The organism is Cohnella terricola (genome assembly GCF_007786475.1).
Lineage (GTDB): Bacteria > Bacillota > Bacilli > Paenibacillales > Paenibacillaceae > Cohnella > Cohnella terricola.
The window spans coordinates 24875-48914 of sequence record NZ_VNJJ01000011.1; the positions used below are offsets into that span (position 1 = coordinate 24875).

General features: G+C 53.8%; 22 protein-coding genes. All 22 read right to left on the reverse strand.

What is annotated here, in order from left to right; all coding sequences use genetic code 11:
- Positions 1-18 precede the first annotated feature (18 nt).
- The 22 genes from ymfI to rbfA all read right to left on the reverse strand — a co-directional run bounded on the left by ymfI (position 19) and on the right by rbfA (position 24021).
- Entirely contained in the window at positions 19-753 is a 735-nt protein-coding gene (gene ymfI, locus FPZ45_RS17655) for an elongation factor P 5-aminopentanone reductase (RefSeq protein WP_144704803.1), read from the reverse strand.
- On the reverse strand, positions 750-2030 hold the full coding sequence (gene yfmH / locus FPZ45_RS17660) for an EF-P 5-aminopentanol modification-associated protein YfmH (protein WP_144704806.1): 1281 nt from the start codon (positions 2028-2030) through the stop codon (positions 750-752). Before yfmH ends, ymfI begins: the two co-directional genes overlap by 4 nt.
- A gap of 1 nt (position 2031) precedes the next feature.
- Positions 2032-3315 carry an EF-P 5-aminopentanol modification-associated protein YfmF gene (yfmF, locus tag FPZ45_RS17665; protein ID WP_144704808.1) on the reverse strand — a complete coding sequence of 428 codons (1284 nt, stop codon included), beginning with the start codon at positions 3313-3315 and terminating at the stop codon, positions 2032-2034.
- Between the two features lie 171 nt (positions 3316-3486).
- Entirely contained in the window at positions 3487-4266 is a 780-nt protein-coding gene (gene sleB, locus FPZ45_RS17670; protein ID WP_144704811.1) for a spore cortex-lytic enzyme, read from the reverse strand.
- A gap of 136 nt (positions 4267-4402) precedes the next feature.
- Positions 4403-7102 carry an FtsK/SpoIIIE family DNA translocase gene (locus FPZ45_RS17675; RefSeq protein WP_144704814.1) on the reverse strand — a complete coding sequence of 900 codons (2700 nt, stop codon included), beginning with the start codon at positions 7100-7102 and terminating at the stop codon, positions 4403-4405.
- Positions 7103-7166: 64 nt separating this feature from the next.
- Positions 7167-7427 carry a YlzJ-like family protein gene (locus tag FPZ45_RS17680; protein WP_144704817.1) on the reverse strand — a complete coding sequence of 87 codons (261 nt, stop codon included), beginning with the start codon at positions 7425-7427 and terminating at the stop codon, positions 7167-7169.
- A complete protein-coding gene (locus FPZ45_RS17685) occupies positions 7424-8161 on the reverse strand; it encodes a ClpP family protease (protein WP_144704820.1) in 738 nt (245 codons plus the stop codon). The genes FPZ45_RS17680 and FPZ45_RS17685 overlap by 4 nt, the downstream gene beginning before the upstream one ends.
- 123 nt (positions 8162-8284) lie before the next feature.
- Complete coding sequence (locus FPZ45_RS17690; RefSeq protein ID WP_144704823.1) at positions 8285-9964, reverse strand: ribonuclease J; 1680 nt, start codon at positions 9962-9964, stop codon at positions 8285-8287.
- A 204-nt stretch (positions 9965-10168) separates the two neighbouring features.
- On the reverse strand, positions 10169-11050 hold the full coding sequence (dapA, locus tag FPZ45_RS17695) for a 4-hydroxy-tetrahydrodipicolinate synthase (protein ID WP_144704826.1): 882 nt from the start codon (positions 11048-11050) through the stop codon (positions 10169-10171).
- Positions 11047-12300: an aspartate kinase gene (gene dapG, locus FPZ45_RS17700; RefSeq protein ID WP_144704829.1), complete on the reverse strand. Its 1254-nt coding sequence runs from the start codon at positions 12298-12300 to the stop codon at positions 11047-11049. The genes dapA and dapG overlap by 4 nt, the downstream gene beginning before the upstream one ends.
- 97 nt (positions 12301-12397) lie before the next feature.
- The gene (locus FPZ45_RS17705) at positions 12398-12994 is read right to left on the reverse strand and encodes a dipicolinate synthase subunit B (RefSeq protein ID WP_144704832.1); all 597 of its coding nucleotides are present in this window, start codon (positions 12992-12994) and stop codon (positions 12398-12400) included.
- A complete protein-coding gene (dpsA, locus tag FPZ45_RS17710; RefSeq protein ID WP_144705139.1) occupies positions 12991-13890 on the reverse strand; it encodes a dipicolinate synthase subunit DpsA in 900 nt (299 codons plus the stop codon). The genes FPZ45_RS17705 and dpsA overlap by 4 nt, the downstream gene beginning before the upstream one ends.
- 424 nt (positions 13891-14314) lie before the next feature.
- On the reverse strand, positions 14315-14608 hold the full coding sequence (locus tag FPZ45_RS17715) for a hypothetical protein (protein ID WP_144704835.1): 294 nt from the start codon (positions 14606-14608) through the stop codon (positions 14315-14317).
- 443 nt (positions 14609-15051) lie between these two features.
- Positions 15052-15495: a dUTP diphosphatase gene (dut, locus tag FPZ45_RS17720; RefSeq protein ID WP_144704838.1), complete on the reverse strand. Its 444-nt coding sequence runs from the start codon at positions 15493-15495 to the stop codon at positions 15052-15054.
- A complete protein-coding gene (locus FPZ45_RS17725) occupies positions 15461-16738 on the reverse strand; it encodes a M16 family metallopeptidase (protein ID WP_144704841.1) in 1278 nt (425 codons plus the stop codon). The genes dut and FPZ45_RS17725 overlap by 35 nt, the downstream gene beginning before the upstream one ends.
- Positions 16739-16803: 65 nt before the next feature.
- Positions 16804-17799 carry a polysaccharide deacetylase family protein gene (locus tag FPZ45_RS17730; protein WP_246120488.1) on the reverse strand — a complete coding sequence of 332 codons (996 nt, stop codon included), beginning with the start codon at positions 17797-17799 and terminating at the stop codon, positions 16804-16806.
- A gap of 164 nt (positions 17800-17963) precedes the next feature.
- Positions 17964-20066, reverse strand: a complete 2103-nt coding sequence (gene pnp, locus FPZ45_RS17735) for a polyribonucleotide nucleotidyltransferase (RefSeq protein WP_144704843.1) — start codon at positions 20064-20066, stop codon at positions 17964-17966.
- A gap of 189 nt (positions 20067-20255) precedes the next feature.
- Positions 20256-20525 carry a 30S ribosomal protein S15 gene (rpsO, locus tag FPZ45_RS17740; RefSeq protein ID WP_144704846.1) on the reverse strand — a complete coding sequence of 90 codons (270 nt, stop codon included), beginning with the start codon at positions 20523-20525 and terminating at the stop codon, positions 20256-20258.
- Positions 20526-20701: 176 nt separating this feature from the next.
- Positions 20702-21682, reverse strand: coding sequence for a bifunctional riboflavin kinase/FAD synthetase (locus FPZ45_RS17745; protein WP_144704849.1), 981 nt, complete (start codon positions 21680-21682; stop codon positions 20702-20704).
- A gap of 15 nt (positions 21683-21697) precedes the next feature.
- The gene (gene truB, locus FPZ45_RS17750; RefSeq protein WP_144704852.1) at positions 21698-22660 is read right to left on the reverse strand and encodes a tRNA pseudouridine(55) synthase TruB; all 963 of its coding nucleotides are present in this window, start codon (positions 22658-22660) and stop codon (positions 21698-21700) included.
- Complete coding sequence (locus tag FPZ45_RS17755; RefSeq protein WP_144704855.1) at positions 22657-23643, reverse strand: DHH family phosphoesterase; 987 nt, start codon at positions 23641-23643, stop codon at positions 22657-22659. Before FPZ45_RS17755 ends, truB begins: the two co-directional genes overlap by 4 nt.
- A 21-nt stretch (positions 23644-23664) precedes the next feature.
- Positions 23665-24021, reverse strand: coding sequence for a 30S ribosome-binding factor RbfA (rbfA, locus tag FPZ45_RS17760; RefSeq protein ID WP_144704858.1), 357 nt, complete (start codon positions 24019-24021; stop codon positions 23665-23667).
- Positions 24022-24040 lie beyond the last annotated feature (19 nt).

Here is a 24040-nt window from a genome sequence, read left to right on the forward strand (position 1 = left end):
ATGCGGCCGGAAACGGGGTCACATATGCCATCCGCCGTTCAGACTGAGCGTCTGCCCCGTGACGTATCCCGCTTTTTCCGAGACAAGGAAGCGGACCAACTGAGCGACTTCCTCGGATCGCCCGAGCCGTCCGGCCGGGATCTCCCCGCACAGTCGCAAGCGATCGTCGGCGTCAAGATCGGCCAGCATATCTGTATCGATCGCCCCGGGACTAACCGCGTTGACGGTAATGAATGATGAGGCCCATTCTTTGGCCAGCGACTTCGCCAGAGCGTTCAGGCCGCCTTTGGAAGCGGCGTACGCCGCTTCGCCGGAAGCCCCGACCTCGCCCCAGATGCTAGACAGAAGCACGAATCTCCCCCATCTGCGCCATCTCATTGCCGGGCCGAACCATTGGGCCAAATAATAAGCGCCCTTCAAATTGACGTGCATTAGATCGTCCCATATCTGCTCGTCGGTATCCTCCAGCAGATTGTAATGCGCCATGCCCGCGCAGTGAACGACGATATCGGGCGACCACTCCAGATCGTCCAAACGTTGCTTAAGCGCCATGGCCGATGATTTGCCGCGAAGATCCGCCTGTACGGCGACCGCTTGGCTCCCGAAGCTCCTGCACGCCTCGGCTACCGTCTCGGCTGCCTCCGCCGCCGCGTTGTATTGGATGGCTACGTCGGCGCCGTCCGCAGCCAATTGCCGGGCCACCGCGGCTCCGATGCCGCGGGAGGCGCCGGTTACGAGCGCGACGCGTTTCAAGCCGTCCCGCTTCTTACGATGGAGATCGCGAGCCGGTCTGGGTCGGCGTGCTCTTTAAGCCGTTCGTTAATCTCGTCCGGCGTCAAGCTTTCGTACAATTCAACGACCTTGAACAGATCGCCGCCTTTGTGCCGGTAACGCGTAAATTCACTGGCGATCGCTTCGGGGCTGTTCATCATACGCAGGAACGCTCCGATTTTTTTGCGGCGGGTCCGTTCGAAAACCTCAGAGGAAATTCCGTTCTTTGCCGCATCGTACAGCGCTTGGCTGACTCTGGCCGCCAACTCGTCTGGATCTCTCGTCTCGCCGCCGATCATCGAGAACGAATAACCCGGACCCGTATTGTATTCGTGTCCGAAACCGTCCGAGATCAGATTGTCGTCATATAACTGCTGGTACAACGGAGAACTCGAGCCGAGAACGGCTTCGAGCGCCAACTTCGTCGTCAGTTCTCGGCGCACGGGGTCTTCGCCCTCGTACGATTCCTCCTTGAATCCGAACAAACATTTCGGAAGGGATACCGGCAAGCTTAATTCCTTTCTTTTGTCCTTCACCTGCGGCGGCTCCGCCTCAAACAACCGTTTGATCTCTCCGCCTGGAGCGAATGTTTTCGCCGCTTGATCGCGTTTGACGCGCTCCAACGTAGCCTCGGGGTCGACGCCTCCGACGACGAACAAAGTCATGTTCGACGGATGGTAGAACGTGTTATAGCAATCGTACAGCATTTCTTTCGTAATCGAGCGGACAGAATCCGCCGTTCCCGCGATATCGATATGGACGGGATGACGCGAATACATCGCCTCGATCAGGCCGAAATACACGCGCCAATCCGGATTGTCGCGGTACATATCGATCTCCTGGACGATGATGCCCTTCTCCTTCTCCACATTCTCGTCCGTGAAATACGGATTTTGGACGAAGTGAAGCAACGTGTCCAAATTCGCATCCACTTCGTGCGTCGCCGTGAACAAATATACCGTTCGGTCGAAGCTCGTATAGGCATTAGCTGAAGCGCCTTGGGATGCGAATTGCGAGAAAATGTCTCCTTCGGGCTCTTCGAACATTTTGTGCTCGAGGAAATGGGCGATTCCGTCCGGCACCTTGATCGTCGTTCCGTCCGGTCTCGTAAAATGATTGTCCACGCTGCCATATCGAGACGTGAACGTGGCATACGTTTTCGTAAATCCCGGCTTCGGTAGAATAAACACTTCCAGCCCATTATCCAGCTTCTCGTGCCACAACGTCTCCTGCAACTTCGGATAAGATGTCGTCGCCATCTTAGCTTTCCTCCTTCCGATCTCGCAAGAAATAGATGGTGTCCAGCTCTACGCCTTGCGCGACCGCGGTAACCATCTCCGGCGTAACGGCCTGAATCTCGGCAATAAAGCTGTCTCCCGTACGTTCCGCTCCGGACATTACGTTGCTGAAGTCGAATGCGATCCGCTCGAACGCCGAATCCTGAAGCTCGCGCAACTGGCCGCCGATCATCGCTTGCGTCCGGCGGAGATCATCCGCCTCGAATTGTCCGGCTTTCATCGCGTCGAGCTGTTCACGCATAATCTTAACCGCTTTCTCGTAATTGGCAGTCTCGATACCGGATTGCAAGGTCAATATCCCTTTATGTCCGTCAAGACGGGATGAAGCATAATAAGCAAGGCTTGCCTTTTCACGCACGTTCATGAACAGCTTGGAATGCGGGAATCCGCCCAAAAGCCCGTTATAAACGAGCAAAGAGGCGTATTTGTCGCTCCCGTAGGTTTCACCGACGCGAAGGCCCATATTCAGCTTGCCTTGACCGACGTCCATGCGCTCGACGATCGTCTGCACTTCGGAACGCGCGGGTCTAAGCGACGGCGGCGCATAACGCGATGGTTCTCCGGTCGGAAGCCGGAACGACTTCTCAACAAGAGCCTGCACTTCTTCCAAAGTCGTATCACCTGATACGTACAAGTCGAAAGAAGCCTCCTGCAGCCATTGCCGATAAGCTTGATAGAGCTTGTCGGCGTTCAATTCGGCCAGTTGGTCCTTGCGTCCAAGCGCCAGAAGCCGGAACGGTTCGTCTTTGCACATTTCTTCGACGCAGCGTTCGGCGGCATAGCGGATTTTATCGTTGATGATCGCTTCGATTCTCTTGGAGATCGTCGTTTTCTCGGCTTCTACGTACTTGGAACGGAATTTGCCATCTTCCAACGCGGGCGATGTAAGCACTTCGCCCAAGAAGGACAGTGCTTCTCCGAGCAAAGAATCAGAAGACGAGACAAAGCGGTCGTTGATCATATCGAGCCGGAACTGAACGATCTGGTGATCGCCCCTCTTATACAGGTCGAAGCCGAAACCGGCTCCATACAGGTCGTCGAGCCGTTCGCGGAACGATATCGTTTCGGGGAAGCTTTGGGTACCGCGCCTTAGCACGAACGGGGCCAAGGCAACCGAGGTCACCTTCTCTTCTGTTAACGGCACGCCCGCGAATAACGACAAGGCGAACGTTTTGAAGCGTTTCGTCGGAAGCACGTGCAGGCGCATTCGCCCCAATGTTCCTCTCTGGAACTGTTCGGACATCATCTCATGCTCCTTTAAGTAGAGTCACATCGCAAAAGTTATTTCTTGGCATTTCAGCCCCATTCTAACCGATTGGACGAACCGGAAGCAAATGCGGGTAGGCTGCGAAACGTCCCAAAATACAGGCAACCAACCGCGCCCCGTCGAAAGGACGTCGGTTGGTTGCCTCCACAGTTACCTACAAAAAATATGTTTACCGATCGTTTTATATTGAGGACGGGTCCAAATCCACTTCGACGTCGCCGTTTCCGGATTGAAATAATATAGACAGCCGTCGCTCGGATCCCATCCGCTCATGGCGTCTTTGACCGCTTTGAGCGCACTATCGTTCGGGGTCAGCCAGATTTGTCCGTCCGCTACGGCCGTGAAGGCTCCCGGCTGGAAGATGACTCCCGTCGGCGTGTTCGGAAATTCCGGCGACTTCACGCGATTCAGGATGACGGCCGCTACAGCTACCTGACCTTCGTACGGTTCCCCGCGGGATTCTCCGTACACCGCATTAGCCATCATCTTCATGTCCTTATCGGTGAAACCGAGGTTATTCGATGCGGGGAGATTATTGCTTTCATTCGTGGGCTTGCCCCCGGCTCCCGCATTGCCGCCTCCGGACGTCTGCGGCAATTCCTCCGCTGTCGGCTTCCAGCTTTTCGTCGCCTGCCACAGCTTCAGCTTTGTTTTCGCCCCGACGATGCCGTCCGACTTCATGCCGAACTTCCACTGAAACCAGGTGACCGCGTTTTTCGTTTTCGCGCCGAAGTCGCCGTCTACTTTGCCGTCGTAATAGCCGAGCGCCTTAAGCCGGCCTTGCAATTCGTAGATATCTTTGCCCGACGAGCCTTCTTTAAGGATAGCGTTGCTGAACGTTTCCCGGGTTTGATTGTGATGCTGCAACGTATATAACCCAAGCAAGCCGAAAACGACGCATACGGTTAAAATCACGAGACGGTAACTCACGTAAGTCACGCCTTTCTTGGTCCATGTTAGTCTTCGACCGTTAGTATGAGAAAGGCGGGAGGCTCTTATACCCAAATCATCTGTTTGTTGGCCTTAAATACAAAACTCGCCGTCCTGATTAGGACGGCGAGTTTCGTTATGATGGAATCCGCTGCTGGTACTGTTCCATTGTCATCAATACCTCGCGAGGTTTGCTGCCCTCGTAAGGCCCGACGACACCTTTGGCCTCCATGGAGTCGATCAGCCTCGCAGCGCGCGTGTAACCGATGCGCATACGCCTCTGAAGCAGAGATACGGAAGCTTGCTTCGCATCAAGTACGATCTGGACCGCCTGATCGAACAGCTCGTCCAGCATTTCTTCCGAGGCCTCGCTGGCGCTATCGTCTACTTCGGGCACTAGCTCCTCGTTGTATTCCGCTTCCGCTTGGCCGCGGCAATAACCCACGACGGCCTCCACTTCCCCGTCGGACAAGAACGCCCCTTGAACCCGGATCGGCTTGGATGCGCCCATCGGCAGGAATAGCATGTCCCCTCTGCCGAGCAGCTTCTCCGCGCCGACCATATCCAGAATCGTACGGGAGTCGACTTGCGACGATACGCCGAACGCGATCCGGCTCGGAATGTTCGCTTTGATGACACCTGTAATGACGTCGACCGAAGGCCGCTGCGTCGCGATGATCAGATGGATGCCCGATGCCCGCGCCATTTGCGCGAGACGGCAGATCGCATCCTCCACATCGTTCGCCGCGACCATCATCAGATCGGCAAGCTCGTCTACGATCACGACGATATAAGGCAGAACGGCATCTGGATTGTTGCCGCTCATCATCAAGGCGTTGTACCCTTCGATATTTCTCGTTCCCGACTTCGAGAATTTCTCGTATCTTTTCTCCATCTCCACGACGATCTTTTTCAGCGCGAGTGAAGCGCGCTTCGGATCTGTAACGACGGGCGCCAGCAAATGCGGAATCCCATTGTAAACGTTCAGTTCCACCATCTTCGGGTCGATCATGAGAAATTTGACTTCCTCGGGCTTCGCTTTGTAAAGCAGACTCGTTATGATTCCGTTGATGCAGACGGATTTCCCCGAACCCGTCGCCCCTGCGACGAGTAAGTGCGGCATTCTAGCCAAGTTGCCCACGATCGGCTGCCCGGAAATATCTCGTCCGAACGCGATCGTCAGCTTGGCCTGCGAATCCTGAAACGGTTGCGTCTCCAACACTTCCCGCAGCGTCACGACGCTGACCTCGTTGTTCGGAACCTCGATGCCGATCGCGGATTTGCCCGGTATCGGGGCTTCCATACGAATGTCTTTGGCGGCGAGCGCCAGAGCGATATCGTCGGTCAGACTGACGATACGGCTTACTTTCACGCCTACGTCCGGTTGCAGTTCGTAGCGGGTAACGGCTGGCCCTCTCGCTACGTCCAGCACTTTAGCTCGTACGCCGAAGCTTTCGAGGGTTGCTTCCAGCTTCCTAGCGGTATTCATATAATCTGCCGGGTTGCCGGATTTATTGTTTCCGCTCGGTTTGTCTAACAAGTTCACAGCAGGCAGTTTATAAGGCTTCTGAACTTTGCGGACCGGTTTCGGCGCGGCAGTCGCTTCCGGTAGCGCAACCTGTTCACCATCCGTTGGCAGCTCCATATCCTCTTCCGGATCGGCATCGCGTTTATCGGAGAGCGGTAATTCCGCTCCGGGTATCGCCATCATTCGTTCTTGTCCGTCCCATTCGCCTTCAGCATCGGAGTCGGGATCGCCGGCGGAATCGATATCCGTTTCGCGATCGGAATCTTCGTACGTCTGAGCAGAGAAGTCCGTAAATCGAGGTATGTACTCATCCGGACCCTCCGGATCGTTATCATCGTCTTGTCCGACGTTCGGAGGAAGTTCCGCTTCCATCGTCTGTTCCCGGTATTCGGCCGGTTCTTCGCGCGATTTCCTGTCAGGCGACGCCTTGCCCGAATAATCGCCCGCTTCATCTTCTTCCCATTGCTCGTCTTGCGCGGAAGGGAATTCCCGATCCTGTTGACCATGGAATAATTGGAAAAATAGCGGCGTCTTGCGCCGGGCCGGAATAAACGAAGGATCGTCCATTCCGTCATCCTCCGGCAAGGTCGCATCCGCAAGAACTTCCGGCTGCTTCGTCTTACCCTTCTTGCCCGAGCCGTTCACGGGAACGATCTTCACCGACAGGAGTTTGCGTCCCGAAGAAAACCGTGCCGCAAGCAGGGGCATCATTCTTAGCAGGAACAACCGAATTGATCTTCCGATTTCCACATACGAACGATTCGTAACCAGCATAATCGCGATCGCGATCTCGATAATCAGCACGAACTTGGCGCCGTAATAACCGAAAAGCCAGTAAAGAACAGAATATTGCAACGCTCCGACGATCCCGCCGCCGACATCGGCGTTAAACACTTTAATGTTGGTCGCGCTCGGAGCTTGCCATAGCATTTCTTTTAATTGAGCCATCGTCTGATTCACTATGCTCGCGGGCGTTACCGAATCCATAACGCCAAGACTGTTATCGATCGCGGCCATTGCGCTCCACAGCGTTGCAACAAGCGCGACGAGCACGTAACCCGAACGCCTCGAAGTCCAGCCGCGCGGCCAACTGCGTTTCATCATGACGTACAGGCCGACCCAGATGCCGGCTAACGCCAGGAAATAATAATGTTTGCCTAATAGAAATCCGAATAGCTTGGATAGCGAGCGGCCGACGGCGGCCTCTCCGGAGATGGCAATGACGGAGATCGTGATAAGTAAAATGCCGTATATTTCGTATTTCAGGCCCGTTGCGAACGGAGCCCGCTTCTTCTTGCGCTTGGCCAAATTTGCCACCTCCCGGTTCAACATTATATCACAGTTGACGGGAGGTTGGCATGGCTATCGCGGCTCAAGTCCCGAGTCCCGAAGATATCACCGTTGCGATATGTTCCGGGGAGGGGTGGTAACTAATCATTTGGCCGGGCGCGTATTCCGGCATTAAATAGCGGTCGAGCGGAGCCGAGATCAGTCTGACGATCCGCCCGATGCCGGGCGCGACAGGTGCAAGCTGCATGGTCATTCCATTTATCGTCGCCAGAATGGCAGGTTCGGGTTCGTTCTGAATTCCGTCGAGCACGAGTTCGAGCGGCATGGCGGTATAGAGCGTCATGCGCCATCCGCTCCTTCCTGAGCCCCGGATTTACGTGTATTGATTCTCCGGTTCAATTCCCGCAACGCGTCGCCGACGCCGCCGACCGCATCGATCAAGCCGTGTTTGACCGCGTCGGAGCCTATGACCGTCGTACCGATGTCCCGGGTCAACTCCCCGGTTTTGAACATCAGCGTCTTAAACGTTTCCGCCGAAACTTTGGAATGCCTGGTCACAAATCGGGTCACTCTCTCCTGCATTTTTTCCAAGTAATCGAAAGTCTGCGGCACGCCGATCACGAGCCCGTTCATTCGAATCGGATGAATCGTCATCGTCGCCGTCTCGGCAATGAGCGAATAATTCGCCGATACCGCAATCGGAACGCCGATTGAATGGCCTCCTCCCAGGACAAGGGTGACGGTCGGTTTCGTCAGCGAGGCGATCATCTCCGCGATCGCGAGGCCTGCCTCGACGTCTCCTCCGACCGTGTTGAGCACGATAAGCAGCCCTTCCACCTTGGCGTTCTGTTCCGCGGCGACGAGTAGAGGGATGACATGCTCGTATTTCGTCGTTTTGTTCTGAGGCGGCAGTACCAGGTGGCCTTCGATCTGTCCGATGATCGTCAGGCAGAATATATTACTTTCCGGAGCTGGTACCGATGCTTGCCCAAGCTGGACGATCGATTCCGCTTTGTTCCCTTCTTCCGACGGTGCGGGTTGTTCCGACGTCTCTTCCGGTTTTTCTTTATCGCTCATAATCAGACCTCCTGCTATGTTGACGGTGTGACATAGTATGGGCCTTTTGCATAAAAAAAACCGCATTCCGACCGCACAGCGGTGGAAAACGGTTTTAGATGAGTGTGGGTTTGTTTTTCTATACTATACTTCCATGATGATCGGCAAGATCATCGGTCTTCTTCTCGTTTGTTCGTAGAGGAATCTGCCAAGCGCGTCCTTCACGTTCGTCTTGAGCGATGCCCATTCGTTTACGTTGTCGTTCATCAGCTTATGCAGCGTGTTCGTTACGATCCGGTTAGCTTCTTCAAGAAGGCCTTCCGACTCCCGAACGTACACGAAACCTCTGGAGATGATATCCGGTCCGGACATGATCGTTCCATCTTGCTTGCTCAACGTCACGACAACGACGAGAATGCCGTCTTGGGAAAGCAGCTTGCGGTCGCGAAGCACGATGTTGCCGACGTCTCCGACGCCGAGGCCGTCGATCAGAACGTTCCCGGAGGAAACTTTGCCCCCCTTGCGGGCAACCCCGTTCTGAATCTCTACCGTGTCCCCGTTGTCGAGCAGGAAAATATTTTCCTTCGGAATGCCGACTTGTTCGCCAAGCAATCCATGGTGACGAAGCATCCGGTATTCTCCGTGAATCGGGATAAAATACTCCGGACGCATCAGGTTAAGCATCAGCTTAAGCTCTTCCTGGCTGCCGTGACCGGATACGTGAACGCCGGACACCGAGCCTGGGCCGTAGATAACGCTTGCACCTAGACGCATTAATTCGTCTACTGTTCGTCCGACATACCGCTCATTGCCTGGAATCGGAGTCGCGGCGATAATGACGGTATCGCCTGGCAGAATGTCCACCTTGCGATGCGTGGAGCGAGCCATCCGGGTAAGCGCCGACATCGGCTCTCCCTGACTGCCGGTTGACAAGATGACAACGCGATCAGCTGGAAGCTTGTTCACTTCCTCCGGTTCGATCAGCATGCCTTCCGGAATGTTCAGATATCCGAGCTCCGAGGCAATGCTTACGACGTTAACCATGCTTCTGCCGATTACCGTCATTTTGCGGCGCGTCTCCGCGGCCGCGTTAATAACTTGCTGAATGCGGTGCACGTTCGAGGCGAAAGTCGCTACAACGACGCGTTGCTTCGCGCTGCGGAACAAGGATTCGAACTCCTTGCCGATATTGCTCTCGGACGGCGTGTAACCCGGACGTTCCGCGTTCGTACTGTCGGACAGCAGAGCAAGTACCCCGCGGCTGCCGATCTCGGCCATTTTCTGCAAATCTGCATACTGGTCGTTCACCGGCGTATGGTCGAACTTGAAATCCCCCGTATGCACGACGTTGCCTTCCGGCGTTTCCAGGCATACGCCCACGGAATCCGGAATACTGTGGTTCGTACGGAAAAAGCTCGCTTTGATCGTTCCGAAAGTCAGTTCCGAATCTTCATTGATCAAATGGCGTTTCGTATCCCCTAGCAATCCCGCTTCCTTCAGCTTGTTTTCCACCAATCCTAACGTAAGCTTCGTTCCGTAGATCGGTATGTTCAATTGCTTGAGCACGTAAGGAAGACCGCCAATGTGGTCCTCATGTCCGTGCGTAAGCAGAATGGCGCGCACTTTGTCGCGATTCTCCAACAAGTAGGCAATGTCCGGGATAACGACGTCGATGCCGAGCATCTCTTCTTCCGGGAATTTCAATCCAGAGTCAACGACTACGATGTCGTTGCCATACTGGATGCAATACATGTTTTTTCCGATTTCGCCAACGCCACCGAGCGCGAAAATCAGTAATTTGTCTTGGTTGTTCTTCTTTGACACTATCTAGTACCTCCTAGATCCAATCGACGCACCCGATCGATATGAAATTTTCAATTTGCCATAATTTATTTGCCGCACCCAATCACTCTCAATCATTATACATGAAGCAATTCGGGAAAAACAAGATCGGTTATATGTATGAAAAACCGATGCCCTGAGGGCACCGGTTCGATCCGGACGAGCCGGAGCCACCTAATAGCCTCGTCAATACGCTTTTAGTAGGTTTTGTATAAATGCAGCTTCCCCTTCGCTGGCGGGCACGAGAGGGAGACGGACTTCGCCTACCGGGATCCCGCGCAGTGTCAGCGCATACTTCACGGCAACCGGATTCGGCACCGGATGCGGACAGCTGAACAATCCTTTAAATACAGGGAACAGCTTGGCATTGATTGCTGTTGCGTCTTGCACTCTACCTTCGAGGTAAGCGAAGATCAAATCTTTCATCTGCGCTCCTACGATATGGCTGGCAACGCTGATCACGCCATATCCGCCAACGGACAACGTCGGCAGCGTAACCCCATCATCCCCAGTGTAGAGGACGAATCCTTCCGGAGCGCCTGCGACAATCTCCGTCATTTGTTCCAATGACGCGCACTCCTTCGTGGCGACAATATTCGGAATTTGCGCCAAGCGAAGTGTCGTTTCCACGGACATGCTGACGACGGTCCGGGAAGGAACGTTATACAAAATAACCGGTAGCGTAGTCGCTTCGGCTATCGTGCGGAAATGCTGATAAATCCCCTCTTGAGAAGGCTTATTGTAATAAGGAGCGACGAGCAAGATGCCATCTACGCCCGCTTGTTCGGCTTTTCGGGTCAGATGAACGGAGTGAGCCGTCTCGTTGCTTCCTGCTCCAGCAATGATTTTACAACGGCCGGCCGCGTGTTTGACCGCGAATTTGAACAATTCTACCTTCTCGTCGTCCGTCAACGTCGGAGATTCGCCGGTCGTTCCAGAGACGACAAGGCTGTCGGATTTTTGCTCATCGATCAAATAATCGATTAATTTCGCTGTCCGATCCCAGTCGATATTTAATTGTTCGTCGAACGGTGTCACCATTGCTGTAATTAAACGACCGAAACTCATAATCCTACTTCCTCCTCTATATTTCTCCTATTAGGAGTAAGGTGCAGCCCGAATGCCGAATGCAGCGCCTGCAGCGCTTCGGCCAAATCTGTCTCGGAGATCAGCACCCAGATTGTCGTATTGGAATCCGCCGATTGCAGGATCGGGATGCCAGCCGCCGTCAACGCTTCGACGATAACGGCCATGACGCCCGGCTCGCCGTTCATGCCGCCGCCGATGACGGATACTTTGGCACAGCCCCTCCTTACTTGGGGCTCGAAGCCTAGTTCCGCGAGCAGACGCACCGCAAGCGGAGCGTCCGAATCGGATACGGTATAATGCACGCCTGTCGGCATTACGTTAATGAAGTCCACGCTTATTCCGTGAGAAGCCATCGCGCGAAACACGCGCAATTGCAGATCGGCCGGACCGTCATGATTCACGACGGACAACTGAGTCACGTTCTTGACGTGGGCTAGCCCCGTCACGGTTCTATCATACCATATGCCTTGGCTTCGCAAAGCTTGCGCGTTCGTAACGAGCGTGCCTTCGCTATCCGAGAACGTCGAACGCACTCTTACCGGTACGCCCGCCTTCATGGCGATCTCGACCGCTCTCGGATGAATGACTTTGGCGCCGTTCTGAGCCATATTGCATATTTCCTCATAACTGACGGCCGTCAGCGGACGGGCATCGCTCACCCATCGAGGGTCGGCCGTAAGAATTCCGTCGACGTCGGTATAAATATCGACGATATTCGCCTTTAACGCGACGCCTAGCGCCGTCGCCGACGTGTCACTTCCTCCGCGTCCGAGCGTCGTCACCTCTCCGTCCCGGGTCATGCCTTGGAAACCGGTTACGATGACGACCTCGCGAGCCGACAGATGCTTGCGAATCCGCTCGCCGTTTATTTCCAAGATGCGGGCGGATCCGTAATGGTCGTCCGTCCTTATTCCTGCCTGTCCTCCCGTCAAGACGACGGAAGGAAAGCCTTCGGCTTGGAGAAGATTGCAAAGAACGGCCGCGGATATGAGTTCGCCACAGGAGAGCAGCAAATCCCTTTCGCGCGGCGGCAGTGCATCGCCGCGACCTCTAATCAAGTCGAGAAGCGAATCCGTCGCGTACGGATCCCCGCTTCTTCCCATGGCCGAGACGACAACAACAAGCTGATTGCCGGCCTCAAGCTCCCGGATAATATGACGGAGGACGTGGCGCCGACTTTGATCGTCGGACAGCGACGTCCCACCGAATTTCTGTACGATCAGGTCCATCCCGTTTTCCTCCGCTCCGGAGAAGAATCGCGAAGTATTGCATCATTCTGCACGGCGTTCCACGCAGCGTCATTAGGAAAATTGTCGAACATTCGTGTCAAGCGTTCAAGTATCGCTCTATCAGCAAAGGCTGCAATTGTTTGCCTTGCAGAGCGGCCTCGCATGTTTCCATCACGAGATCCATTCTAGCGACAAGCGAATTCGGCTTCGCGATCGGATTATCCTGTCCGAACGGCACGAAGTATATATGTTTCATGATGAGCAGCTTGGCGATATTCGCAGCATTCAGCCCCAAACCATCATTCGTGGATATGGCCAGAACGAGCGGTCTTTGATTGCGCATCTGGGCTTTCGCAGCCATCAGTACAGGACCGTCGGTCATGGCATTGGCGAGCTTGCTTGTCGTATTCCCAGTACAAGGCGCGATGGTCAGGACGTCGATCCGCTTCGAAGGACCGAGCGGTTCGGCTTCCACTATCGTAGATATGATTTCGTTGCCGGTAATTTGACGCAAAGAGTCTTGCCAGTGGTTGGATGTTCCGAATCTCGTATCCGTAGTCATGATCGACGAAGATACGATCGGAACGACATTGGCCCCCGCATCCACGAATCTCTGGATTTGAGGCATGATTTCTTCCAATGTACAATGAGAACCAGATAACGCATACCCAACGGTAATTCCTTGCCAGTTCATGGTTGATTCCCCCGTAGTCGGTTGTCTTCCAGAATGATCTGGGACAGACTGTTCGCGATGATTCGACCGGCTGTCTTCGGAGCCACGATCCCGGGCAATCCGGGAGCCAGCAACGCCTTGATTCCGCGCTTCTCCGCGAAGCGAAAATCGGTGCCGCCGGGCTTTGAAGCCAAGTCGATAATACATGCGCGTTGGGGAAGTTGGGCGATCACTTGCGCTGTGACTATCATAGTCGGAATTGTGTTAAAAATCAAGTCGATATTCCCCGCCTGACGCGCCAAATCAGCGATATAGAAAGGCTCGAAACCCATCTCGAACGCCCGGGCGAACGCTTCGTCCCGGCGTACTCCAGCCTTCACGTGCGCCCCTAGTGCCTGCAAGGTTCGGGCCATCGTAAGACCAGTTCTCCCCAGCCCCAGAACGATGCAGTTGGAGCCGTGAATCGTAATATCGGTATTTTGAATAGCCATCATCAACGCGCCTTCGGCGGTCGGTATCGAGTTATAGATGGCCACGTCGTCCCGCTCGAACAGCTCCACGAGATCCAGATGATGCTTCTCGCACAGCTTCCGCAAATAAGGTTTAGCCATTCCGGTAATGACTTTGCTCGTTTTCGGGAGCGCGGCAAGATGGGCGTCGGTCAGCTTCAACTCCAAATCCGTGAACAGAGCCGGAATAACCCCCTCGTCCTCTGTCCCAACAGCGGGCAGGATCAACGCGTCCGCCTGCGCCAAAATTTCAGGCGACCACTCTCCTTTTACCGCGCCGCTAAATGGAGTATCCAGCCTGTCGAAACCTACGATCGTCACCGAGGCATCCCATTCCGTTAACCGCCGAATCACTTCCAACTGCCGGGCGTCTCCACCCGCGAGAACGATTTGAACTCCCGTAAGTATCGGTGCCCCCTCCTTTCGGCATTCTTGCATAGATCATCGTATGCATGCGCCCAGTCCGGGGTGCCGATCATTCCGTTGTGTCTCTGCCGTTATACGGCCCAATCTGTTATCCTTGTCCCTTAGCAGCGAGTCCTTACCCAATCCTCCCTTATGCCGGTATCCCCTCCGCTCAGAACTTTGCATTCATATGCTCCAATTTTGAGACGATCGATACCTCCTCACAATTCTCTTTGCCGGTATCCCCTCCGTTCAGAACTTTTGCATTCATATACTCCAATTTTGAGACGATCGATTCCTCCTCACAATTCTCTTTGCCGGTATCCCCTCCGTTCAGAACTTTTGCATTCATATACTCCTATTTTGGAATGATCGATACCTCCTCACAATTCTCTTTGCCGGTATCCCCTCCGCTCAGCACTTCCTCTCATCTCCCATCTATCCAAGGCACTTTTTTGGCCTTCATTCGCACGTTCACCCATAGTCCGTCTATCCAAGGCACTTTTTTGGCCTTCGTTCGTGCGTTCCCCAATAGTCCATCTATCCAAGGCACTTTTTTGGCCTTCGTTCCCGCGTTCACCCATTGTCCGTCTATCCAAGGCACTTTTTTGGCCTTCATTCGCACGTTCACCCATAGTCCGTCTATCCAAGGCACTTTTTTGGCCTTCGTTCCCGCGTTCACCCATTGTCCGACTATCCAAGGCACTTTTTTGGCCTTCATTTGCTCATATCCCCGGGTGTCGAAGCAACCAATACTGAGTAAGAGGGATACCGGCAGAGGAAACTGCGGACATGTTCATCAAAACGCACCAGACTGAGCGGACGGGATAGTGGTCATTGGTATATCAGGATTACTCGCTTTCTGAGCAAGAGGGATACCGGCAGAGGAACTGCGGACATGTTCATCAAAACGCACCAGACTGAGCGGACGGGATAGTGGTCATTGGGCTACCAGGATTACTCGCTTTCTGAGAAATGGGAATACCGGCGGAGGAAACTGGCGGACATGTTCATCAAAACGCACGAGACTGAGCGGGCGGGATAGTGGTCAAAAGTATATCAGGGTTACTCGCTTTCTGAGCAATGGGGATACCGGCCTTACCAAAATAATAAACAGCCAACCTTCCCCGATCGGGATTGATTGGCTGCGTATGTACGATAAAGTTATTTGCCCGTATGGCCGAAGCCGCCCGCGCCGCGGGAAGTGTCGGTCAACTCGGACACTTCCTCGAAGACAACCTGAGGCACGCGCTGGAAAACCATTTGCGCGATGCGCTCGCCCCGCTCGATGATGAAGGCTTCCTGCCCCAAGTTGACAAGAAGCACCTTTACTTCTCCGCGATAATCGGCGTCGATCGTCCCCGGCGAATTCAAACAAGTGATTCCGTGTTTATAAGCCAGGCCGCTCCGCGGCCGGATTTGTGCTTCCAACTCTTTGGGCATCGCCATCGCAAAACCGGTCGGAATTAGCTTGCGCTCCCCCGATTCCAACGCTACGGGTTCAGATACCGCGGCGTGCAGATCGAATCCCGCCGCCCATTCGGACATTTGGCGGGGCAGTTCAATATCTTCATTACCCGGCAGTCTCTTCAACTGAATTGGATACAATGAATTCCCTCCCGATACCTGACAACACCTTCTGATTAGCGCCGACTAACGCGACCGCGCTTGGCTGGGCCATCATCATCTGCATCATGTCATCCAGATCCGACAGCTTCACTTGATCGATCCGGTCGAGCATCTCGTCGAGCGTATAATGCCGTCCGAGCATCAACTCGTTTTTACCCAATCGGTTCATCCGGCTGCTTGTGCTTTCAAGGCTTAAGATTAAGTTTCCTTTAAGTTGTTCCTTGCCGCGGGAAAGCTCAGCTTCGCTTAACCCTTTAGCCGCAATCTCGCCGAGAAGGTCCATCGTGACATCGTACACTTCCTGCGTTTGCTTAGGTGCGGTCCCGGCATATACCGTAAACAAGCCGCTATCTGCATATGAAGTGTGGTATGAGTATACCGAATACGCTAGTCCGCGTTTTTCTCGGATTTCCTGGAACAGTCGGGAGCTCATTCCGCCGCCGATTGTATTGTTCAGAAGAATCATCGCGTATAGATTCGGCGCTTTGATCGAGCAACCGGGGAAAGTCAAGCAGAGATGATTTTGCTCCGTCTTCTTCTGATGGAACAAAGCTTGGGAATGAAACACCGGAGCTTCCAGCACCGTATCGCTGCCCGTATTGTCGAAACGACCGAAATAACGCTCGATCAACTCAAGCGCTTCTTCCCCGACATTGCCAGCAATGCTGATGACTGTGTTATCGATGCGATAGCGTTCCTTCATATATTGGCGGAGATGATCCGAGCCCATCGGATTCAATTGCTCGGCCGTTCCCAGAATCGAATAGGCGAGCGGATGATCGTGGTACGCGGCGCGGGAAGCCAGATCATGCACCGTATCGTCCGGCGTATCTTCGTACATGGAGATTTCTTCGAGAATGACGTTCTTTTCTTTGGCAAGTTCCGAGTCGACCATCTGCGATTCAAAAAACATATCTGACAAAATGTCGACCGCGATCGGAAGATGCTGGTCCAATACTTTAGCGTAATAACAAGTGTATTCTTTAGACGTAAACGCGTTTACGTTCCCACCGATCCCGTCGAAACGGTCGGCGATATCTTTGGCGCTATGCCGATTCGTTCCTTTGAACAGCATATGTTCAATAAAATGCGAAATACCGTTGTTGTTAAGGTCTTCGTAGCGGGAACCGGTCTTGACCCATATCCCGAACGAAACGGATCTGCACGTCGGAATGGATTCGATCATCACGCGAAGCCCGTTCTTGAGCTGATACTTGTTCATCCGATTTCCCCCTTCGCTTACTGGCTAATAAACAGTGATACCACTATATCAAATTCCGACATTTGTCACAACCGATCGTCAATTCGATCCGACGAGAGCGTCTCGGACACGGTTCCAAGGGTATAGCCTTTGCTTCGGATCGCCTTAATCATTCCCTTGAGCGCGCCTTGAGAAGATGAAGTCGGATGCATCAAGATCAAACTTCCCGGGCCAACCTTCTGCGCTACCTTCGCGACGACAGCCGAAGGTTCCGGTTTCTTCCAGTCGATCGTATCAAGCGTCCATAAAACTGTCCTTAACCCGTACTCCGAGGCCACCTTAACCGTATTATCGTTGAAGTAACCCGATGGCGGGGCGAACCAAACGTTTTTCACACCTAGTTTTTTCAATAATTCTTCGGTTCTGCCGATCTCCTGCCTTTGCCGCTCGTCTCCAAGCTTGCTCATATCAGGGTGGGTATAGGCATGATTGGATACTTCATGGCCTTCGCCGATGATCGTCTTGGCTGTGTCCATATGCTTCGAAAGCCAAGAGCCGTCGAAGAAAAACGTCGCTTTCACATTCTCTTCCCGCAAAATACCAAGCATAGATGGGATATACTCATCCCCCCATGCAACGTTGATCATGAGGGCGACCATCGGCTTGGCCTCATTTCCCCTGTAGATCGGTTGATTAGGCAAGTCTTTTAACGAAATTTTAGGTTTTACCGTCTTATACACCCAGGGAAACCCTTCGGCTGAGCCCGGCGCGGATCCGACCAGCTTCGCTTTTAGATATGTAGCTTGTACGTCCACGACCCGCCCTTCATACCCCGGAACCGCCTTCCATACCCGATCAATAACCGCATCGACCGGAGGCCGGTTGCGTTTGGGCGCTTCCGATTTGATCCAGTTCAACAGCTTGTCTTCGCCATTATCTTCCGTCGTCGCCAAGATTGAAGCCTTCTGCGGTTTGACGGCCTGTACATATGGCTTTAGCGGACCGAAAGTACCCGCGATCAAAACCGCCGTTAAACAGATTCCCATCGCAGCCCAAATGCCAACCGGTAATTTTCTCGCCAACTCACTCACCCGCCTTGTCCGATTCCCTGCCTTCATCCTATGCCTGAATTTAGGGCTTTATGAGTGAGCATCCCAAGGTAGTGCCGGTTTTATGCAAACAAAAAGAGACCTTCACGTTGGAGTCTCTTTTGTCCGTTTTCTTTATGGATTTGTACGTACGCGCGTTATACCGAAGGAGCCTGCTCTGGGCTGAGCAAAGCCTTGCGAGACAAGTTGACACGGCCCATATTGTCGATCTCGGTTACCTTAACTTCGATCTGATCGCCGATGTTCACGACGTCTTCGACTTTGGCAACGCGTTCGTTCGCCAATTGGCTAATATGGATAAGCCCGTCCTTGTTCGGAAGAATTTCCACGAAACAACCGAACTTCTCGATCCGTTTAACCGTTCCCGTATAGACTTCCCCGACGACGACTTCTTTGACGATGCCTTCGATGATCGCGCGGGCGCGTTGGTTTGCCGCTTCGTCCGCAGATGCGATATAGACGGTTCCGTCTTGTTCGATATCGATTTTGACGCCGGTTTCTTCGATGATTTTGTTGATGATTTTTCCGCCGGAACCGATAACGTCACGGATTTTATCCGGATGGATTTTCATCGACACGATCTTCGGCGCGTACTTGCTCAATTCGTTGCGCGGCTCTTGGATCGTCTCCAGCATTTTGCCTAAGATGAACATACGTCCTTCTTTAGCTTGGTCGAGAGCCTCATTTAGAATTTGGCGATCGATGCCGTCGATCTTGATGTCCATTTGGATCGCCGTAATTCCGGCAGCCGTTCCCGCGACCTTAAAGTCCATATCGCCGAGATGGTCTTCCATACCTTGGATATCCGTCAGAATCGACGTATGTTCGCCGTCTTTAATCAAGCCCATCGCCACGCCGGCAACCGGAGCTTTAATCGGAACGCCCGCATCCATCATCGCAAGCGTGCTTGCGCAGATGCTCGCCTGAGAAGTGGAACCGTTGGATTCGAGCACCTCGGATACGAGACGGATCGTATAAGGGAATTCCGCTTCCGACGGAAGAACCTTAAGCAGAGCGCGCTCGCCCAAAGCTCCGTGTCCGATCTCCCGACGTCCAGGCGGACGAAGCGGACGCGCTTCTCCGACGGAGAATGGCGGGAAATTATAGTGATGCATGAAGCGTTTCGATTCTTGCGGACTGATGCCGTCCAAGATTTGAACTTCGCCCAGCGGCCCTAACGTACAAACGCTCAACGCTTGCGTCTGTCCGCGAGTGAACAATCCCGAACCGTGCGTGCGCGGCAGAATGGAGATATCCGAAGAGATCGGACGGATTTCCGACAAGCCGCGGCCATCCGGACGCACTTTGTCATGCGTAATCAGACGGCGTACTTCGTTCTTCACGATATCATAAAGCACTTCTTTCACGTCGCTGAGTTTGCTAGGCGTATCAACATAGACGCCGGTAAAGTGCTCGACCGTCTCCGTGTTGATGACGTCGATTGCTTCCTGGCGCGCGTGTTTCTCAGCGATGCGCACGGCTTCGATCAAACGCTCTTGAGCGTACGCTTTCACTTCCGCTTCGACTCCGGCGTCGACGCTATGCAGTACGACTTCCATCTTAGGCTGGCCGGCAACGGCAACCAGACGTTCGATCGTATCGACGATTTTCTTGATTTCGTCATGGCCGAACATGATGGCTTCGAGCATATCCGTCTCGGAAACCTCGTTTGCTTCCGCCTCGACCATCATGATCGCGTCGCGCGTTCCGGCAACAACGACGTACATGTCCGAGATTTCTTCCTGTTCCTGCGTCGGGTTGACGACGAATTTGCCGTCGATTCTTCCGACGATAACGCCTCCGACCGGACCGTTAAACGGCACGTTCGAGATCGACAGTGCCGCGGAAGTACCGATCATTGCGGCGATCTCCGGCGAACAATCCTGATCTACGCTAAGCACCAGGTTCACGATCTGTACATCGTTGCGGAACCCTTCCGGGAAAAGCGGCCGGATCGGACGGTCCGTCAAACGGCTGGCTAGAATCGCCTTCTCGCTTGGGCGTCCTTCCCGTTTGATGAATCCTCCAGGAATTTTACCTACCGCATATAAACGTTCTTCGTAGTTAACGGTAAGCGGAAAAAAGTCTAGATCTTTAGGCTCGCTTGAAGCCGTTACGGTAGACAGTACTACCGTATCTCCGTAGCGAACGACGATGGCGCCGCTTGCCTGCTTCGCAAGCCGTCCGGTCTCCAGAGTAAACGGTCGTCCGCCAAGCTGCATGTCCACGCTTTGTTCCAAACCAATACCCTCCTCTTAGGAATTAACTTTATGTAATTTCGACACTGTTCCTAGTATTTCCTGCCGAAAGGCTGCTTAGGCATGGACCGACAGTATCGTCTATCGTAAATAGGGAAAAAGCAACCTGATCGCCTGTTAGGGCTATAAGCCCTGATAGACATGGCCAGGTTGCTTTCTTGCGAGTACCAATTAACGGCGAAGTCCCAATTTTGCAATCAGGGCACTATACCGGCTAACATCTTTGTTTTTCAAGTATGCCAGCAACTTACGACGTTGACCAACCATCTTAAGCAGACCGCGACGGGAGTGATGGTCTTTCTTGTGCTCCCTGAAGTGTCCTGTCAGATTGTTGATGTTCTGCGTAAGGATAGCGATTTGGACTTCCGGAGATCCGGTGTCCGTCGCATGAGTCTTGTGCTCAGCGATCAATTCTTGTTTACGCTCTTGCGTCAATGCCATCCTTGTTCACCTCCTTCATTAGAATCGCCATTAGCCGAGCTGGCGTCGGTGAGAACGCTTCGCCAAGCTAAGGTTCCTGTATGCTGATCTAAGGGCAATTGCCCGTCGACAGCAACGTTTTATAGTATAGCATAACTCCATCTTGAAGTCTAACGGAATCCGATCGGATTCGCTCTCTATGCATTTGAGTCGGAAGATAATATCTCTTTCGCTCTCGCGGAATCGCTGGAAATTTGTTGAACCAGTTGATCGATGGATTCGAATTTCTTCTCCGCCCGTAAGAACGTATGCAAACTTAGAGCAAGCTTCCGTCCGTACAAGTCGCCGTCGAAATCGAACAGATGCGCTTCCAGCTTCAGCGCGCCTCCCGGAGCATCGAATGTAGGTCGGTAACCAACATTAAGCACTCCGTTATATTCATTCTCCGGCTCTCCCGTCTCCGATAAAACGCCGATCCGAATCGCATAGACGCCCGAGCGCGGAATGACATAAGGCTGCTCCGGCTGCAAATTCGCGGTCGGATAACCGAGCTGTCGGCCTCTGGCGTCGCCGTGAACGACGATCCCTTTAATGACGTAAGGCCTTCCTAGCAATTCGGAAGCTTCCGAGATTAGCCCATCCTCAAGCAGCCCGCGAATTCGGGTGCTGCTGACTTTCTCCTCTTGCATGAATACGGGCGCGACGACTTGTACTTCAATCTCTCCGTCCCCGTATTCCTTCAGCGTCTCGGCGTTGCCTTGCCCCCGATGTCCGAATGCAAAATCAAAGCCTACGGTCGTCGCTTTGACGCCAAGAGGAGCGATGAGCGTCTTGACGAATCGCTCGGCGGTCACTTCCGAGAACTCCCTTTCAAACTGGATCACGTATGCAGCTTCTACTCCCAATTCAGCAAATAAGGCAAGCTTGTCCTCCAATGGAGTAAGCACCGTATCGAATTGGGACCCGTGCCCGAGCACGACTCTCGGGTGCGGATCGAAAGTCATCACGGCGGGAACCAATCCGCGCTGCCTCGCAAGCGCAACCGCCTGACGGACGACTTCCTGATGTCCCAAGTGCACGCCGTCGAAAAAACCGATCGCAAGCGAAATGCCTTCCTTGCGAGCACCTTCGGGGAGATCCCCCTTTACATTCGCGATTGATATATCATACCGTTCCACCTGATGCCCTCCTGCTTAATCGGACTGACTGCCGCTCGGCCGATCTTCCGGGACGAGAAACACTTTGACCGGACGAACTGTTCGCAGCGTCTCATCAACGGAAAATAACCCCAGAAAAACCCCGTCCGAGCGGTAAAGCTTCCGTATTCCCTGCCGGTCCGGAGGCGGCTGCAGTCTTTCCGCACTGATCCCTTTACCCTGAAGCACATGCTGTGACTCCGGAGAAGGTACGGTGGATGACGGAAAATTCGTCAGCAACCGGTCGGCCGCAATCAGCTTCTCGCTAATCTCGCCGTTCTCGATAAGCTCCGGGATTTGCTCAAGCGTAACGCACTGATCCCGGCGAAGTCCCGCGCTTTCCGTACGCACAAGCTCGGCCATCACGGCGGGCACGCCCAGCTTGCGTCCAATATCCGCACATAGAGTTCGAATATAAGTTCCTTTGGAACAAGACACAGTGAACGTTAGCTCCGGCTGTTCGCCGCCGACGCTCACCCCGAGTATTTCAATGAGATGAATCGTGACGCGCCTCGGCTTCCGTTCTACCGTCAAGCCCTGCCGTGCGAGTTCGTAAAGACGTTTGCCGTCCACTTTGACCGCCGACACCATCGGAGGAATCTGATCGATCTCTCCGACGAAAGATAGCGCGGCCTCCTCGATCATTGACCGCGTTAAGAATGAAGCGTCTGCCGTCTCGATTACGTTGCCGCTCAAGTCTTCCGTATCTGTAGCGAGTCCGAAACGAAGCGTCGCTTGATAGGTTTTGGGCGACTCTTGCAAATATTCGACCATTCGAGTCGCGCGTCCGACGCATAAGGGAAGCACCCCCGTCACGGCGGGATCGAGCGTCCCCGTATGGCCGATTCTGCGTTCCCGAAGCAATCTCCTTGCTTTGGCGACGACGTCGTGCGAAGTCCATCCCGCAGGCTTCCAGATCGCAAGAACGCCTTCCCATTGTTGTTCCTTCGGTTGATTCATGATTCATCCAACGCTTTCTGCACGGCGCCAATGACTTGCTCGATCGTGTCCGGCAACGGGTCTGTCAATCTGCAGCCCGCCGCCTTGACGTGACCGCCTCCTCCGAAGAGCTGGGCGATCGCCGCAACATTCGCTTTGCCCGCCGAACGCATGCTGACCTTCACCGATTGCGTGCCGTTCTGCTTAAACAGCAGTCCGACCTCGACCCCTTCGATGTTGCGAGGGTAATTAACCAAGCCTTCCAGATCTTCGTTGGTCGCACCCGTTTCCTCGAGATCCTCGGAGGTAACCCATACCCAGGCGATCCGCTGATTGGAAGTGAGGGATAACCGTGACAGTCCGCGCTGTAAAATATGCAGTTGTCCAACTGTCATGCGCTCGAGCAACGTCTCCGCGAGTTCGGGTCCGTTGACTCCCAGTTCGAGCAGTCGCGAAGCCATAGCCATGACGAGAGGCGAAGTATTCGAATAGCGGAAGCCGCCCGTATCCGTCAGCAATCCCGTATAAATAGCGGTCGCAACGTGCACGTCCGGCCGAAGCGCCATTTCGTCCAGTAACTCGAACAAAATTTCGGCAGTCGCTGCCGCATCGAATTTCATTAAGTTGACGCGACCGAATCCGTCATTCGTCGGGTGATGGTCGATATTGAGGATCTCTGCATCAGGAGCAATCCACTCCCGTGCTCTTCCTGCTCGCGCGTAATCCGCGCAATCCACGCAAATGACGTTTCGATATTGCCGCGTTGGTCCGTTCAATTCCCCGTCAAGCGATCGAATCTCCGAGCTTTTCCAGAGGAAACGAAGCCTGGAGGGCACGGGGCCCTCGTTCAACATCGTATAGGTTTTGCCAAGCTGCTCCAGCAGCCACCCCATGACTACGGTAGAACTGATCGCATCGCCATCGGGCTGCACATGAGAAACGATCAAGAAATCGTCCCTTTCGCGAATGAAAGCGGCCGCTTCCTTCAAATCTTCGACCCACATGCTTTTTCCCCCCGACGAATCCTAAGACTCCAAAGATTGATTGTTAATTTGCTGCAGCAGCGCTTCGATATGGCTGCCGTATGCAATTGAGCTGTCGAAACGGAATTCGATCGACGGAGTATGGCGCAGCTTCACGCGGCGACCCAGCTCTGAACGCAGAAAGCCGTTGGCGCGTCCAATCGCCTTCAACGTCTCTTCTTTCTGCTCTTCGCTGCCCAGAATGCTTAAATACACTCTAGCTAGCGACAGATCGTTCGTGAGGTCTACCCCCGTCACGGTAATAAAACCGATCCGGGGATCTTTCAATTCCGTCTGAATAATGCTGCTGATTTCTTTCTTAATCTGTTCTCCGACCCGTCCGACTCTGAATTTGGCCATTCAGATCCCACCTTCGTGT